At 70.0% G+C, this 15,440-nt stretch carries 14 protein-coding genes; 7 read left to right on the forward strand and 7 right to left on the reverse strand.

All coding sequences use genetic code 11. From position 1 onward, the window contains the following. Nucleotides 1-770 precede the first annotated feature (770 nt). The 5 genes from BLT28_RS00595 to BLT28_RS00615 all read left to right on the forward strand — a co-directional run bounded on the left by BLT28_RS00595 (nucleotide 771) and on the right by BLT28_RS00615 (nucleotide 4,922). Nucleotides 771-1,805 carry an ABC transporter substrate-binding protein gene (locus BLT28_RS00595; RefSeq protein WP_052408100.1) on the forward strand — a complete coding sequence of 345 codons (1,035 nt, stop codon included), beginning with the start codon at nucleotides 771-773 and terminating at the stop codon, nucleotides 1,803-1,805. A 14-nt stretch (nucleotides 1,806-1,819) separates the two neighbouring features. Next, nucleotides 1,820-2,587 (forward strand): ABC transporter permease, encoded by a 768-nt coding sequence (locus BLT28_RS00600; RefSeq protein ID WP_030433113.1) that lies wholly within the window; start codon nucleotides 1,820-1,822, stop codon nucleotides 2,585-2,587. Next, nucleotides 2,584-3,396, forward strand: a complete 813-nt coding sequence (locus tag BLT28_RS00605; protein ID WP_030433114.1) for an ABC transporter permease — start codon at nucleotides 2,584-2,586, stop codon at nucleotides 3,394-3,396. Before BLT28_RS00600 ends, BLT28_RS00605 begins: the two co-directional genes overlap by 4 nt. Before the next feature lies 1 nt (nucleotide 3,397). Further along, on the forward strand, nucleotides 3,398-4,276 hold the full coding sequence (locus BLT28_RS00610; protein WP_030433115.1) for an ABC transporter ATP-binding protein: 879 nt from the start codon (nucleotides 3,398-3,400) through the stop codon (nucleotides 4,274-4,276). Nucleotides 4,277-4,340: 64 nt separating this feature from the next. After that, nucleotides 4,341-4,922 carry a TetR/AcrR family transcriptional regulator gene (locus tag BLT28_RS00615; RefSeq protein ID WP_156051733.1) on the forward strand — a complete coding sequence of 194 codons (582 nt, stop codon included), beginning with the start codon at nucleotides 4,341-4,343 and terminating at the stop codon, nucleotides 4,920-4,922. Here the strand turns inward: BLT28_RS00615 and BLT28_RS00620 are convergent. Continuing rightward, nucleotides 4,897-6,489, reverse strand: coding sequence for a CocE/NonD family hydrolase (locus BLT28_RS00620; protein WP_030433117.1), 1,593 nt, complete (start codon nucleotides 6,487-6,489; stop codon nucleotides 4,897-4,899). The genes BLT28_RS00615 and BLT28_RS00620 overlap by 26 nt on opposite strands. Before the next feature lie 99 nt (nucleotides 6,490-6,588). Here BLT28_RS00620 and BLT28_RS00625 point away from each other — a divergent pair, with 99 nt between their 5' ends. Then, on the forward strand, nucleotides 6,589-7,062 hold the full coding sequence (locus tag BLT28_RS00625) for a hypothetical protein (protein WP_052408101.1): 474 nt from the start codon (nucleotides 6,589-6,591) through the stop codon (nucleotides 7,060-7,062). Here BLT28_RS00625 and BLT28_RS00630 read toward each other — a convergent pair. The 4 genes from BLT28_RS00630 to BLT28_RS00645 form a co-directional block, all read right to left on the reverse strand. Continuing rightward, complete coding sequence (locus BLT28_RS00630; protein ID WP_030433119.1) at nucleotides 7,009-8,637, reverse strand: flavin monoamine oxidase family protein; 1,629 nt, start codon at nucleotides 8,635-8,637, stop codon at nucleotides 7,009-7,011. The genes BLT28_RS00625 and BLT28_RS00630 overlap by 54 nt on opposite strands. 135 nt (nucleotides 8,638-8,772) lie before the next feature. After that, nucleotides 8,773-9,375 carry an energy-coupling factor transporter transmembrane component T family protein gene (locus BLT28_RS00635; RefSeq protein WP_030433120.1) on the reverse strand — a complete coding sequence of 201 codons (603 nt, stop codon included), beginning with the start codon at nucleotides 9,373-9,375 and terminating at the stop codon, nucleotides 8,773-8,775. Next, the gene (locus tag BLT28_RS00640) at nucleotides 9,369-10,049 is read right to left on the reverse strand and encodes an energy-coupling factor ABC transporter ATP-binding protein (protein ID WP_030433121.1); all 681 of its coding nucleotides are present in this window, start codon (nucleotides 10,047-10,049) and stop codon (nucleotides 9,369-9,371) included. The genes BLT28_RS00635 and BLT28_RS00640 overlap by 7 nt, the downstream gene beginning before the upstream one ends. Beyond that, entirely contained in the window at nucleotides 10,049-10,594 is a 546-nt protein-coding gene (locus BLT28_RS00645) for a biotin transporter BioY (RefSeq protein WP_030433122.1), read from the reverse strand. The genes BLT28_RS00640 and BLT28_RS00645 overlap by 1 nt, the downstream gene beginning before the upstream one ends. A gap of 63 nt (nucleotides 10,595-10,657) precedes the next feature. On the opposite strand from BLT28_RS00645, the gene BLT28_RS00650 reads away from it, so the two are divergent. After that, nucleotides 10,658-13,741: a S8 family peptidase gene (locus BLT28_RS00650; RefSeq protein WP_030433123.1), complete on the forward strand. Its 3,084-nt coding sequence runs from the start codon at nucleotides 10,658-10,660 to the stop codon at nucleotides 13,739-13,741. A 47-nt stretch (nucleotides 13,742-13,788) separates the two neighbouring features. Here the strand turns inward: BLT28_RS00650 and BLT28_RS00655 are convergent, their stop codons facing one another. Together BLT28_RS00655 and BLT28_RS00660 are read right to left on the reverse strand one after the other, a co-directional pair. Next, nucleotides 13,789-14,733 (reverse strand): phosphotransferase, encoded by a 945-nt coding sequence (locus BLT28_RS00655; protein ID WP_063766697.1) that lies wholly within the window; start codon nucleotides 14,731-14,733, stop codon nucleotides 13,789-13,791. Between the two features lie 75 nt (nucleotides 14,734-14,808). Beyond that, nucleotides 14,809-15,426: a hypothetical protein gene (locus BLT28_RS00660; protein ID WP_156051735.1), complete on the reverse strand. Its 618-nt coding sequence runs from the start codon at nucleotides 15,424-15,426 to the stop codon at nucleotides 14,809-14,811. Nucleotides 15,427-15,440: the final 14 nt, after the last annotated feature.

Consider the following 15,440-nt stretch of genomic DNA (forward strand, 5'->3'; position numbering starts at 1 on the left):
GAACACTCCCCGGATCAGAGCTAAGCGGCTCCCCCCGTACGGGACCCAGCTCGTACGGACAACTTTCAGCGCAAGGTAGCGAACAAGAACCGTCCTGTCAGCCTTGGGACCTTCAGTTAGGAAGCACATGACATTCGTGAAGTTGATTTGACGCTCAACCATGGCGTTGTCTAGACCCATATGACTCGGACGGGTGATTGCCTGGCTACCCTTGGTGAGGCCGCGCGTCCGGCAGTGCACATCCCCCGGCTGAGGAGCCCCAGTATGACCCGTCCCGGCAGCCGCCGTGAACTGGGCCTATACCGCTCGCGCGTCCCGCTGTCCCGGCCCGTGACGGTCGGCGCACGGCCGTGCGCGCAGGGTCGTGGGCGCCTGCCGGTCGATGCCGCGACGGGGACTCCGGCGAGCGCACCGCCCCGGCCGCCGCGCCCGCCGATGTCTCGGCTGATGTCTCGGGTACGTCTCGAATCCCGCCCTTCGACGGGTTTCACTTCGAGTGCTCTTGTGCCGGACTACTCCGAACGGGGAAGGCAGAAGAAATTCATCCGGCGTGTCATCCGGCCGGAGGGCGGTGGTGGCTCTCCGTCCACAATCGCCCGGAATCGATTACAGCGCGTTTCCGCGGACCTCAAGGAAATGCAAAGCGCACGATCTTCACGAAACAACACGACGTTCTTTCTTCTGTACGGGCTTGACCCGTCGCGGAGCCCGAACGTTAGGTAGGGCCCAACCCACCCACCCCCGCACCTTCCGAAACATGGAGCGCAAGCATGAACCGACGCGGCATCCCCGGCGGGCCGTCGTCCCGGCCCCGCAGGCGGGTCCTCGGCGCTGTCCTCACCGTCACCGCCCTGATGGCCGGCCTCGGTGGCTGTGGCCTGCTGGGCGGCTCCTCCGGCGATGACAAGCCCTCCGGCGACGGCCAGAACATGAAGATCCGCCTGGGTCTGGTCAAGGTCGTCGATGTCGCGCCCGTCTACATCGCGCAGCAGGCGGGCTTCTTCAAGGCCGAGGGCCTGGACCTGGAGCTGATCCCGCTGACCACCTCCGCCGTCGGCATCGACAAGATGGCCGCGGGCGAGATGGACATGGTCCACGGCAACTACGTCTCGATGTTCACCGCGCACGCGAAGAAGGTCGTCGACCTCAAGTGGGTCGCCGACTGCTACGCGGCCAAGCCGAACGTCTGGATGACCATGACCTCGCCGACCTCGTCGGTGAAGTCCATGAGCGACCTGCCCGGCAAGAAGGTCGCGGTCACCACGACCAGCAACCTCGCCGACATGACGGTGTGGTCGGTGCTCAGCGCCCACAACGTCGACGCCAAGCAGATCAAGTACGTGCAGATGCCGTTCACCGAGATGGCGGCCGCGCTGAAGAACGGCAACGTCGACGCCGCGGTGATGGCCGAGCCGTTCATCACCCAGGCCGCCAAGAGCATGGGCGCCGTCCGGGTCTTCGACGCCGCGTCCGGGCCGACCGAGTCGATCCCGATGGCCGGCTACTCCACCAACGCCAAGTTCGCCGCGGCGAACCCGAAGGCGCTCGCGGCCTTCCAGCGCGGGCTGGCCAAGGGCGTGGAGATCGCCAACTCCGACCGGGCCCGGGTCGAGGCCGCCGTGCAGGGCTACGCGGGCATCGACGCCCAGACCGCCTCGATCATGAACATCGGCGCCTACCCGGCCTCGCTGGAGGCCGCCCGGCTGCAGCGCGTGCCGGACCTGATGAAGGACTTCGGCATCCTCAGCGAGCGCATCGACGTCAGCACGATGGTGCTGCCGCAGGCCCCGGTCCCGGCCAAGTAGAGGTCGAAGGGTCCGTGCGCGCCGCCTTCCGCGGGCTGGTCGGGGTTGCCGTGCTGCTCCTGCTGTGGGAGCTGCTCAGCAACTCCGATCTGGTCCCGCCCGGTTACATCCCGCCGCCGACGGTCATCGGCGCCACGCTCGTCCGGCTGCTGCTGGACGGGGTGTTCGTCTACGACGTGATCGCCAGCGTGCTGGCGTGGGCCATCGCCCTGGGCATCGCCATCGCCATCGCGGTGCCGCTGGGCCTGGTGCTGGGCAGCGTGCCCGCGGTCCGGCGGGCCACCAGGACGGTGGTGGAGCTGATGCGCCCCATCCCGTCGGTGGCGATGATCCCGCTGGCGATCCTGCTCTTCGGCGGCGGTCCCGAGGCGAAGATCGTGCTCGCGGTCTACGCCTCGGTGTGGCCGATCCTGTTCAACACCATCTACGCCCTCGACGAGCTGGACGAGCAGCTGGTGGACACCGCACGGGCCTTCGGCACGAGCAAGCCGCGGATCATGGCGACGGTGGCGCTGCCCAGCGCCGCCCCGTTCGTGATGACCGGGATCAGGACCTCGGCGGCGATCGCGCTGATCGTCGTGGTGAGCACGGAGCTGCTGGCGGGCGCGACGCTCGGCCTCGGCCAGTTCATCCTCAACGCCAGCAGCGGCGGCGGCCGGATGGACCTGGTCTTCGCGGGCACCGTGGTCGCCGGGCTGATCGGCTACCTGGTCAACGCGGGACTGGAGTGGGTGCAGCGGCGGTTCTTCGCCTGGGGCGCCCGGACGGGGGAGACGGTGTGAGGCGGCTGCGGAGCGCGGCGTCCGGCTGGATCGTGCTGCTCGTCCTGGTGCTGCTGTGGGAGACCGCCACCCGGGTCGCGGGCAGCCTGTACTTCCCGCCGCCGAGCCAGATCGCCGAGACCGCGCGGCAGATGTGGTTCAGCGGACCGGTCTCCAGCCTGTTCCTGACCGACGTGGTCTTCGAGGACCTCTTCGCCAGCGTGGCGCGGATGCTGGGCGGCTGGGCCATCGCGGGCGTGCTCGGCGTCGCGCTCGGCGTGCTGCTGGGGCGGTCGGCCACCGCGATGGACTACTGCGGGCCGATCATCTCCTTCCTGCGGGCGATCCCGCCGCCGACCCTGGTGCCGGTGTTCCTGGCGCTGTTCACCCTCGGCACGCCGATGCAGCTGGCCACCATCGTCTTCGGCACGATCTGGCCGATCCTGCTGAACTCGGTGGACGGGGCGCGGTCGGTGGACGAGACCAAGACCGAGACCGCCCGCGCCTTCCGGGTGTCCAAGGTGGACTGGATCTTCGGTGTGGTGCTGCCCGCGGCGTCGCCGAAGATCTTCGCGGGGCTGCGGATCAGCCTGTCGCTGTCGCTGGTGCTGATGGTGATCTCGGAGCTGGTCGGCTCCACCGAGGGCATCGGCTACCGGCTGCTGTACTCGCAGCGCCAGTACGACTTCCCGGCGATGTGGGCGGGGATCGTCCTGCTCGGCGTGCTGGGTTTCCTCTTCAACACGGGCCTTTCGGCCGTCGAACGCAGGGTGCTGGCCTGGCAGCCGGCCCACCGCCAGGCCGCGCTCGCGGCCGGAACGGGAGCATGACGTGAGCACGATGCTGGAGGTCACCGACCTCGGCCACCGCTACCGGGCCAAGGGGGGCGAGCACACCGCGATCGACCACCTGTCCTTCACGGTCGCCGCGGGCGAACTGGTGTGCATCGTGGGCCCGTCGGGCTGCGGCAAGTCCACGCTGCTGCGCACGCTGTCCGGGTTGATCACCCCGACCAGTGGGCACGTCGCCCTGCACGGCGACCCGGTGCGCGGGGTCCCCGACGACCTCGCCGTGGTCTTCCAGGACTACAGCCGCTCGCTGTTCCCGTGGCTGACCGTGCAGCGCAACGTCGAGTTCCCGTTGAAGCGCAAGGTTTCCCGCGCCGAGCGCCGCTCGCGCGCTGCCCAGGCGCTGGAGTGGGTCGGCCTGTCCGGCGCGGGCGCGAAGTACCCGTGGCAGCTCTCCGGCGGCATGCAGCAGCGGGTGGCGATCGCCCGCGCCCTCGCCTACCGCCCGGCGCTGCTGCTGATGGACGAGCCGTTCGCGTCGGTGGACGCGCAGACCCGCTTCGAGTTGGAAGACCTGCTGCTGCGCGTGCGGCGCGAGCACGACACGACGATCCTGCTGGTGACCCACGACATCGACGAGAGCGTCTACCTCGGCGACCGCGTGCTGGTGCTGTCCAAGTCCCCGGCGACCGTGGTGGCGGACCTCGAGGTCGACCTGCCCGAGGAGCGCGACCAGATCACCACCAGGGAGTCCGACGCGTTCGTGGCGCTGCGCGCGGAGACCGCGCGGCTGCTGCACGGCGGCGGAGCGGTGCGCCCGCGCGTGCAGGCCGATCCGGAGGGCGCCGCGGCGCGCTTCCTCGCCGCCGAGCGCGCCGAGCAGGCCGCCACGACGTCGAGGCGGCAGGCCGCGCAGGGCTGAGCGGCGGGTACTCTGCTCCGACCAACGCAGGCCCGGGAAGGGAAGGCGCGTGTCGGATCCCGTCATGCCACGACCGAGGAAGGTCCCGCTGAGCGACCCCGAGCGGCAACGGGAGATCTTCGGTGCGACGCTGGCGGTGCTCGCCGAGGTCGGCTACGAGCGCTTCAACATGGACCTGATCGCCAAGCGGGTCCGCGCCAGCAAGGCCACGCTGTACCAGTACTGGCCGGTCAAGGCGGCGCTGATCCTGGACGCGCTCAAGGTCAACGAGGTGCCGCACGCCGATCCCGACACCGGCTCGCTGGTGCAGGACATCCGGCTGCTGCTGCGGTCCTGGGTGCGCGCGCAGACGCCGTACACGCGGGGCATCCTGCTCGGGCTGATGGAGGGCGGGCGCCGGGACGAGGAGATGGCCCGGATGTACGCCGAGCGCATCGCCCAGCAACAGGAACCCTTGCTGCACACCATCCTGGCCCGCGCGGTGCAGCGCGGTGAGGTACCGGAGGGGGTCGACGTCGGCCTGCTCGCCGACCTCCCCGCGGCGATCTTCATGCTCCGCCTGATGACCACCAACGACGAGGTGGACGACGCCCTGGTGGACCGCCTCGTCGACGGCCTGATCATCCCGCTGCTGCGGGCAGGGTGATCGCCGACGGGTGTTCCGGCGAGTGGAACACCTCCTGGTCGGCGGGGTGGAGGGTGCGCGCGACGGCGTGGTGCTCCCCGCTGCCGGTGTTGCGGGCGAAGCGGGGATGGGCGCCGCTGGAGACCTGCACCCGCACGCGATGTCCCCGCGCGAAGCGGTAGGCGATCGGGGACAGCCGCACCTCCACCCGCGTCACGCCGTCCGGTTTCACGTTGACGAGCCCGTCGCAGACGTTCACCGAACGACCGCGACTGTCCACATCGCACAGACGCACGAACACGTCGGTGTCCGGGCGGCTCGACCGCAGCCAGATCCGCGCGCCGACCTCGCCGACGATCTCCAGCTCCTCCGCCAGCGGCTCGGTGGTGAAGGTCAGCACGTCGGAGCGCGCTTCGAGGGCGCGGTTGTCCTTGCGGCCCGCACCGCGCGGCGTGAGCAGTGGACCGCCGACGGACGGCGTCGGGTCGGCGGGGTCGTAGCGGTAGCGCGAGGGCTCGCTCGCCCCGGGAAGCGCCGTTCGCAGCCCGCCGTCACCGTGCAGGTGCCAGTCCCGCGGGCGGTAACCCTCCGGCGGCCAGCTCTCGTAGTGGCGCCATTCACCTGCTCCCACAACGAAAAGACGGACCGGAGCGCGGCGCGGTGGCTCTTCGCCGCGGCAGTGCGCGCCCGCCCACTCGATGGTTTCCCGTACGGCTACACCGAATCCTCGGATCGAACTGTGCTGCCACGGGCCGACGATCAGCCGCGGTGCCCGTCCAGCTTCTTGCAGCGCGACGAAATCGTCGATCTGGTCGCCGAGGAAGATGTCCTCCCAGCCCGCGACAAGGCTCGTCGGCACCGTGACCGCGGGGACGGAAGTGCTGTGGTCCCAGTCCTTCCAGAAGCTGTCCTCGTTGTCGTGGTGGACGCAGTCCTGGTAGAACGGCCACCGCTCCCCGAGCACGCGAAGGTCCGCGTCGGCCATCGGCAGGCTGTCCATCGCCTGGCGCACCGTCTTCGCCCGGTACCCCTTGAAGCGGCGCTCCTGTCGCGCGGTCTGCACGGACCACCGCAGCGACGTGTCGAGGCCGAAGCTGCCGCGCGGCAGGAAAGCCAGCGCCAGCCGCGACGAGGTCACGTGCGGCACCATCGCTTTCACCTGTGGCGGCGCATCGGCGGCGACGGCCCACTGCGTGTACCCGAGATAGCTCGTCCCGGCCAACGCGAGCGTGCCGTCGAACCACGGCTGCCGCGTGACCCACTCGATGACGGCAAGTCCGTCGGTGTGCTCGTGGCGCATAGCCCTGAACTCGCCGTGCGAACCGAAAGTGCCGCGCACGCTGCAGTTCACGACCTGGAAGCCGCGTTCGGCGTAGAGCCTCGCGAGCAGTCCGCCCCAACTGCCGCGGCCGTACGGGGTGCGGATCAGGATCGTCGGCAGCGCGTTCGCGGACGGTCGCCAGTGGTCGGCGAGCAGCACCCCGCCGTCCGCCATGGTGATCGGAATGTCCTTGGTGACGTTGACCTTCCGCGTCATCGGACGGGGTAGCCGGAGCAGACGCTGCGCAAGGTGGCTCACCAGGTTCATAAGGGAACCGTACGGTCTTGTTTGGTTTTCGACCACTGGGCGATTAGGCGGTTTGGGTTGCCCTTGCATGGGAAAGGGCTCGGCGAGGTACCCGGGGGCATGGCGTGCGACCCGGCCTACGAGGTGCCGATCTGCTCCGCGGGGACGGATCGCACGGCGCTGCGGGCGGAGATCGCCCTCAAGCTGGCGGAGGTCCTGCAGACCGTTCGCGAGGCGCGCGCCTACCTGCTGGCCGTGCGGCGGTTGATCGAGCACTCCGACGACGCGCTGGAGGACCTGGTCGGCCTGCTCGCCGCGGACGGCAGGCGCGACCTCGCCGCCTGCGTGCAGCTGGAGGTCATCGAGGAGAACTTCGTGGCCGAGCGCTGGGTGACCCGGCTGATCGAGGAGTTCGACCGCAACTACTACGCGGCCTTCCAGCGCATGGAGGAGAACATCCCGGCCGAGCTCGGCCAGGTGAGCGGCGCCGAGGTGCTGGAGGCGGTGCTCCGCTCCGTCGTCGATCCCGGGACGAGCGGTTCAGCCGGTGGCGACCACGCGGGCGTGCAGATCCCCGACGACCTTGCGGGCTGACAGGAACGCTCCGGCCGTCCAGCCGTTCATGTGGCTGAGGTGGTCGCCGGCGAAGTAGACCCTTCCTTCCGGCCGCAGCAGCCGTGCGTAGTTCGGGTCGCCCGGCCTGGGGCCCGATTCGCTCCCTCCCGGCCACGTGGTCCAACCACCCATGCTGTACCGCGTCTTCTGCCAGGCGACCGAGAACGACGCCTCCACGTCTCTGCGGAACTTCGGGCCGTGGATCTTCTCCCCCTGTGACAGCGCGCGGCTGAGCCTCGCGGCGGGGGACAGGTCGCCGTAGCGCTCGGCCTCCGCGTCGAAGTTGTAGAAGCCGTGGATGATTCCCCTCTTGCCGTGAAAACCCCACGAGGGATACTCGACGAGGGTCAGGTCGAGGTCCGTGTAGGTGGTGCCGCCGTAGATCCTGTCGTCCTCCTCCCACCAGCGCCGCCCGTACTGGATGCCGAGTTTGCCGGCCCTCACCGGGACCGGCGCCGCAAGCGCGTTCCGCACGGCCTTGCTGAAGTTGGTCGGGATCTTTTTCAAGATCTGCGGGGGGATCGTGCAGATGCAGTAGTCGGCCCGCTCCGTGCGCGACCGGCCGTCGGGTCCGCGGAAGACGACCGCGACCCCGGCCCCCGAAGTGGTGATCGACTGCACCACCGCGTCATAGGTGATCCGGTGTTCGCCGATCGCGTCGACCAGCGCGCGGGCGATCCGGTCCATCCCGCCGACGGGCTGGAACAGCGGCATCGCCTCGAAGGGATCGAACTCGTCGGAGAACCGGAAGCCGAGGCCGGACTCGAGCAGGTCCGACAGCGGGAACGGATCGCCGACCACGCCGGGCCGCTCTCCCGCTCCCGGCGGAACGACGAAACCCCGGCGCTCGCTGCCGGTGTACTCGCCCGAGGTGTCGATGTCTCCCCAGTCGCGGAGGAAGTCCAGCAGCAGCTCCCGGTCCGCCTCGGTCAGCTCCTGGTCCAGCGCGCCCCGGTTCGTCGCCTTGGTCAGCAGCTCGGCCATGTAGCCGTACATGTCGGCCTTGCCCGTCCGGTGCCGGACGGGCTTGCCGGACAGCGAACCGCCATCCTCGTACACGTAGTAGGCATTGGCGTTCTGGGCGGAGAACGCCTCGATCGGCACGCCCAGCTCGCGGCAGTAGTCGAGGGTCACCATGTCCGGTGCGATGCGGGAGGCCCCGGCATTCATGTACTGCCCGGGAGCGAAGCGGGCCAGCTGTGTGTGGCCGTCCACGTCGGTTTCCACGGTGCCCTTCCGGACGGTCCAGACACGGCCACCCGGCCGGTTCCGCGCCTCCAGGACCACACAGTCGTAACCGGCCTTGCGCAGTTCGTAGACGCTGGCGAGCCCGGCGACACCCGCGCCGATGACAAGCACGCGTTTCCGCGGGCCACGCGGTTGCCTGAGATCTGACAGCCGCGGCGCGCGATAGGCCGGGTCCTGTGCGCCCGCGGTCGGCGCGAAGCCGAGCACGCCCATGGCGCGGAGGAGAGCGCCGACACCACCGGTGGCGCCGACAGCGCTGAGAACTCGACGCCGCGTCAGGGGCACTTCACGCCCGGAATCCGACACGCTGACCACCCTCCTCGCCGCTGGCTCCTGGCGGGCGATTCCGGTGAAGTTCAGGCACAGCACGGTTGTCAGGGGGTCATGCCAACCCGAACGGTTCAGGCACGGTTCGCCCTTGCTTCCCCAGGATGTGCTCGTCTAGCGCCCGTCGTCAAGGCCGCGGGCGTCCAGTGCCTCCGCGATGTGGTCGGCCATCCGCAGCACCTTCACCAGCAGCGGCAGGAGCAGGGCGAGCGAGGAGCGCTCGACGCCGCGTGCCCGCTGGGCCGCGCGGATCTCGTCGGCCTTCTCCTTGATCAGCGGGATGAAGCGCAGGGTCAGCGACAGCACGAACGCGATCCGGTGCGGGCGAAGGCCGACGACCCGCAACGGGCTCGCCGCGCGTTCCAGCGCACTGATCATGTCCTCGGTGCGGCTGGTCATCGTCACCAGCGTGGCCAGCAGGACCAACGTGATCAGCCGCAGCAGCACGGCGAACGCCGAAGCCCAGCCCAGCAGCACCACCTGGGCGACGCCGAGCAGGACCAGCACGAGCAGGAGCGGGCGCAGTTGCCGCAGCAGCTCCACCGGCGGGATGCCCGCCAGGCACCACAGCCCGACCACCACGAGCAGGAAGCCGCCCAGCACGAACGGGTTCGCGACGAAGAACAGCCCGATGCCGCTCAGCAGCAACACGACCAGCTTCACGCCGACCGGAAGGCGGTGCAGCGCCGAGGTTCCCGGGCGGTACAGGCTCAGCATGGCGCCATCAGGTCGAGATAGGCCGGGATCGCCCGCGCCGGCGGTGCGTCCTCGACGATGCGGCCCTCGTCGAAGACCAGCACGCGGTCGAAGTCCGACAAAAGGTCCAGGTCGTGCGAGACCACGACCACCTGGTGCGGCAGCTCCGCGATCACCTTCGTGGTCTTCCGCTTGGTGCGCAGGTCCAGCATCGTGGTCGGCTCGTCGAAGACCACGCACTCCGGTTCCAGGGCCAGCACCGCCGCGATCGCCAGCCGCTGCTTCTCGCCACCGCTGAGCAGGTGGGCGGGGCGGTCGCGCAGCTCGGCGAGCCCGTGCTCGGCCAGCACCTCCGCCACCCGCGCCGCGACGTCCTTTTTGGACAGACCCCGGTGCTTGAGGCCGAACGCGACGTCCTCGGCCACGGTGGGCATGACGATCTGCACGTCGGGGTCCTGGAAGACGAAACCGACCTTGCGGCGCACGGCCCTGCCCTCGGTGCGCGTGTCGAGGCCGTCGACGAGCACCCGCCCCGCGGTCGGCACCTGCAGCCCGTTGAGCAGCCGGGCGAAGGTGCTCTTGCCGGAGCCGTTCGCGCCGATCACCGCGATCCGCCGCTCGGTCAGCTCCACCGAGATCCCGTGCAGCACCCGCCGCTCGCCGTAGCCGTGCTCGACATCCTCGAACAGGAACATCAGGGCGCCTTGACCAGCGGGTAGGCGCGGCGCACGGTCACCCCGGCGATCGAGGCGAGCACCACCTTGACGGCGTCACCGGGGACGAAGGCCAGCGAACCGGTGAGCGCGGTCCCCAGGTCCAGCCCGCCCGCCACCGCGAGGAACGGCACGCCGATCAGGTAGGACACCACGATCCCGCCCGCCGCGTTGCACAGCAGCGCCCACGCGAGGTTGTAGCGGTTCCACACCCGCTCGGTCAGCCAGCCGATCACGAACGCGGCGATCGGCCAGCTCAGCACGAAGCCACCGGAGGGGCGCAGCAGCGCCGCGAGGCCGCCGGCGCCGCTGGAGAGCACGGGCAGGCCCACCGCGACCAGCGCGACGAACACCAGCAGCGCCAGCCCGCCCTTGCGCGCGCCGAGCACGGAACCGGCGAGCATGACGCCCAGCGACTGCGCGGTGATCGGCACCGGCACGAAGGGCAGCGGCACCGCCGGGAACAGGGCGAGCACCACCACGATCGCGGCGAACAACGCCACGTGCACCAGATCCTTCGTCCGCATGGGGACATCTTGCTTCGTGGGACGCTGCCAACCAACTCGGCGGAACCGGCGTCGAAGCCGCATGTGAGAGCACAGCTTCGGGTGTTGCTGGTGGTCGTGGCGCTCGCCACCAGCGTTGGGCCCGCCCAGGCGTCACCTGCGCCGATGTCCCCCGCCTCGGTGGAGAGGCTCGACCCCGCGAGCGGGTCTTCGGTGGGGAGGCTCGACCCCGCGAGCGGGTCTTCGGTGGTGACGCTGGTCACCGGTGACCGAGTCGACCTCCAGCACGGACAGGTGCGGGTCCAAGCCGCGCCCGGCCGCGAGCACATCCGGTTCCTGCACAGCACGGACTCGCGCGGCGATCGGGTCGTCCTGCCCGTGGACGCCGCCGAAGCGGTCCGAACGGGGCGGCTCGACCGGCGGCTCTTCAACGTGACCCGGTTGATCTCGATGGGCTTCGGCGACCGGGCGCGGCGCGATCTGCCGCTGATCGTGGAGCAGTCGGCGGCCCGCGCGCTGCCGAGGGCCGCCGAGCGCGAGCTGCCCAGCATCGGCGCGATCGCCGCGCGCACGGAGAAGGCGAGTGCCGCGCGGACGTGGTCGGGGCTGGCGCACGCGCGGGTGTGGCTGGACGCGCCCGTGCGGGCCGCGCTGGACCGCAGCACGGTCCAGGTGGGCGCTCCGGCCGCGTGGAAGGCGGGGCACACGGGCAAGGGCGTCACCATCGCCGTGCTCGACACCGGGATCGACGCCAAGCACCCTGACCTCAAGCGCGTTGTCGGCGCCAAGGACTTCACGAGTTCGAGCACCGACGATCGGCAGGGGCACGGCACGCACGTCGCGTCGATCGCCGCGCGCGTCGCCCCGGAGGCGTCGCTGCTCAACGGGAAGGTGCTCGACGACAGCGGCGGCGGCAGCGAGTCCGCGATCATCGCCGGGATGGAGTGGGCCGTCGGGCAGGGCGCCCGCGTGGTCAACATGAGCCTCGGTGGTCCGCCGACCGACGGCAAGGACCCGATGTCGCTCGCGGTGAACCAGCTGACCGAACGCACCGGCGCGCTGTTCGTGGCCGCCACCGGCAACCTGGGGCAGGCCGAGGCCGTCATGAGTCCGGCGGTCGCCGATGCCGCGCTCGCGGTCGGCGCCGTGGACTCGAAGGACGCGTTGGCCGAGTTCTCCAACCGAGGGCCGCGCTCCGGCGATGACGGCTTGAAGCCCGACATCACCGCGCCCGGCGTCGGGATCGTCGCGGCCAGGGCGCTCAACAGCACGCCGGAGGAGCCGGTCGGGGACCGGTACGCGCGGATGTCCGGCACGTCGATGGCCGCACCGCACGTGGCGGGCGCGGCGGCGATCCTGGCCGCTCAGCACCCGGACTGGCGCGCAGACCGGATCAAGGCCGCGCTGATGGGCACGGCACGGCCGAACCCGAAGCTCGGTGCTCATGATCAGGGCGCTGGGCGCCTGGACATCGCAAGGGCCACAGCGCAGACCGTGCACGCCACGCCCGCCAGCATCCACAGCGGCGTCGCCAAGTGGCCGCACAGCGACGACGAGCCGATCAAGACCACCGTGACGTACTCCAACTCCGGAGCGTCCCCAGTGGAGCTTGACTTGGCTGTGGACGTGCAGGCTCCCGCGGGGATGTTCACTGTCCAGCCTGGACGGATCACCGTGCCTGCACGCGGCTCGGCAAGCGCTGTTCTCACCACTGACACCCGTGTGGCCGCGCCGGATGTCCGCTTCAGCGGCGCGCTCACCGCCACCGGCCGCGATGTCTCCGTGCGGACGCCCATCGGTGTGACGCGAGAGGTGGAGAGCTACGACCTGAAGCTCAGCGTCCTCGACCGCCAGGGAAAAACGGTTGAGAACGCCTCGATCCAGCTCGATTCCCTCGACCGCGCCGCCATGTACCAGCCCGCGCCCGGCGTCGTCCGCCTGCCCAAGGGGCGGTACTTCCTGCAAGCCTCCACGTGGGGCGACGAGTCCACGCACTTCTTCGAACCGACCCTGGTGCTGGACAAGGACTCCGAACTCGTGCTGGACGCCAGGGACGGCAAACCCGTGGGATCCACAGTGGACAAACGATCGGCGAAGGAGTTCTCGGCGCGGATCGAAGTCCTGCGGTCAACGCCTTCACACACGGTTGTCGGTGGCGTGTCGGGGGAGAGTTTCGCCAAGACCTTCGTCCGTCCTTCGCGCACGACCGCCTCGCCCGGCGAGTTCACCTTCTCCGCCGAGCAACGCCTCGCGGAGCCCGACGGCAGCGGTGGATTCGCGCGCAGTCCATACCTGTACAACGTCCGCATCGTTCGCGACGGCGTCGTTCCCCAGGAGCTGACGCACCACGTCCCCGACAACTCCCTCGTCGCCGTCCAGGGCTCGCACGCCGCGACCGGGCCCGATCAGGTCGGCGTTCGCGACGGTGCGATCAAGGCTCCTCTGCCCTTCACCCTCAACGAGTTCTACACTCCCGGCGTCCCGTGGACGAACTACTTCGAGTCCGGGCGTACGCATATCGCGGCGGTCCCCCGCGTCTTCACCAAGCCCACCACCGAGCGCTGGAACACCGCCGTGTTCGGCCCGGCTTTCCCGAAGGACCAGCCCCGCCAGCACGCCGGCCGCGATGGCGACGTGATCGAGATGCGGATCCCCTTGCACAGCGGCCAGAACGAGCACCAAATCGGCTACGTCGACGACACGCCGGGCACGACGAAGCTGTTCCGGGACGGAACCCTGCTCGCGTCGAGCCCTCTCCCCGGCTGGGCAGAGTTCGCCGTGCCCGCCGCGGCCGCCGACTACCGCCTCGAAGTGTCGTCGCCTCAGGTGAGTGCACAGTGGACGTTCCGGTCCGGTCACGGCACTCACGACCTGCCGTTGCTGGCTGTGCGGTTCGCGCCTGACGTCGATGCGCACAACCGGGCTCGTGCCGGGGAGTTCTCGATTCCATTTTCCGTGCATCGGAACGGAAGCGGGACTGTTGCTGCTTCGCCGACGGTCGAGGTGTCTTTCGACGATGGCGGGCGGTGGGAGGTCGCTCGGGTGGTCGACGGGAAGGTGTCCGTGGTGAACCCGGGGAGCGGGTTCGTGTCGTTGCGCGCCAAGGTGGCGGACGGGGAGGGGAATTCCGTTGTGCAGACTGTGATTCGGGCTTACGCGGTGGGGTGAGGTTCGGCTCCGGCGTGAGCTGGGCTTCCAGCTCGCGCCGGAGCCGGTCATGGCCTCCGCACGTCGGCGCCGGCACGACGGAGTCGCTCGCGGGCCTCGTTCTCCGACAGCGAGATGATGGATTGCCCGACCGCGTGTTGGTACTTGGCGTCGTAGGCCCTGGTCCAGACGCCCGCCGCCCATGTTCGTTGGAGTTCGTCGGGAGTGAACTCCCGGCCCCGCGCATGGCAATACGCGACCAGGAACCGTTCAGTGTCTTCGACAGTGGCCAGCTCGTCCGCGCTGACGGTCGAATGCAGCGCGGCAGCGAAGCCGACCAGGACGGCTTCATCATCAACGATCACGCTGTCCCAGTCGTGCACCACCAGCAGAGTGTCGTCACTCCAGCGCAAATTGCTTGCAAGCCAGTCGCAGTGGCCGATCACGGCTTCGGATTCGCCGGCGCGCAGACGATCACGAGCACGGCGCCCGGCCTCGTCGAGCCATTCCGCGCCGTCCGCCTCGTTGAGGTCGACATCAGGGTCCTCCTCCGAACGCGGCCACAGTCCATCCCCGGCGTGGTTCCAGGCCGCCCATGACGGCGCCGGGTCAAGCGTGGACACCTCGTCCGGCCGAGGGGCGAGCCGGATCAGCCGCGCGAACGCCTCAGCGAAGGCCGTGGCCGCGTGCTCCGCGCTCGGGAGCACTGCGCCACCGCGGACGTAGACCTCCGCGGTCGCGACGTCGCCGCCGAAAGGCAGGGCGCCGGTGAGCGGCCGCGGGCACGGATACCCGGCCTGGTACATGCGGTGCTGGACTTCCGCGCATGCCGCGATCCGCGGCGAGTCCGGACGAATCTTGACCACGACCTCGCGACCGTCGGTCAGCCGAAGCCCGACGACGGCGGACAGGTGCCCGGATCTGAACAACTCCTCCGCCGGCGGGCTGCCCAGATGCTCCGTGCACCACTGGGCGAGACAGCCAGGATCGACGGTGCGCGCGCGAGGTGACATCCGAGCATCATCACATGCGGTGGTGGTGTCCGGAGCCGAGACGGCGCGGTCGGATGTCCACAGTGGACAGGGAGGTCAGCGGCGCACCCAGGCGGCGGAACTCTCCGCCATCTCCAGGACCCGGAGTGCGATGTCGCGGTCGGACATCGGGTAGTGGGCGCTGAGCTCCAGGTTGGTGATCGCGGAGGTGCCGGTGAAGTGGTAGGTGGCCTCGATCTCCTCGCCGTCCCGGTGGTAGCGGTAGACGACCTCCAGGTTGGCGTCACCGAAAGAACTCTTCGGCAGGGGGCGCTCGGAGAGCAGGCGGTAGCCGGGAGTGCCGCGAACCCGGCCCAGGTGGCGGTCGGCCATGGCGCGGGCCCCGAGCAGCGGGGCTTGGCCGAAGAGGCCGGTGATGTCGACGCGGAGGCGGATGCGCTTCGACGGGTCGGTGAAGTCGGACCAGTACTTGCCGCCGACGCGCTCCGCCCAGCCTGCGGGCACGGTCATCGCGAGGGTGGACGGGCTGGTCTCGGCGACCCAGGTCCGCTGGGTGTAGCCGGGGGCTGGGGCGGGTCCAGCCGCGGGGGACGTCGTGGCGGGGGCGGGGAGCATCGGGACGGCGGGGCCGCCGACCTCGACGGGGCCGCCGCAGCCGGTCAGCGCCAGTGCGAGGACGGCGAACACCGCTCCGCGCGAGACGCCCCCGACCATGAACCGGCATGATA

Origin of the sequence: Allokutzneria albata, assembly GCF_900103775.1 — a bacterium.
Classification (GTDB): Bacteria; Actinomycetota; Actinomycetes; order Mycobacteriales; family Pseudonocardiaceae; genus Allokutzneria; species Allokutzneria albata.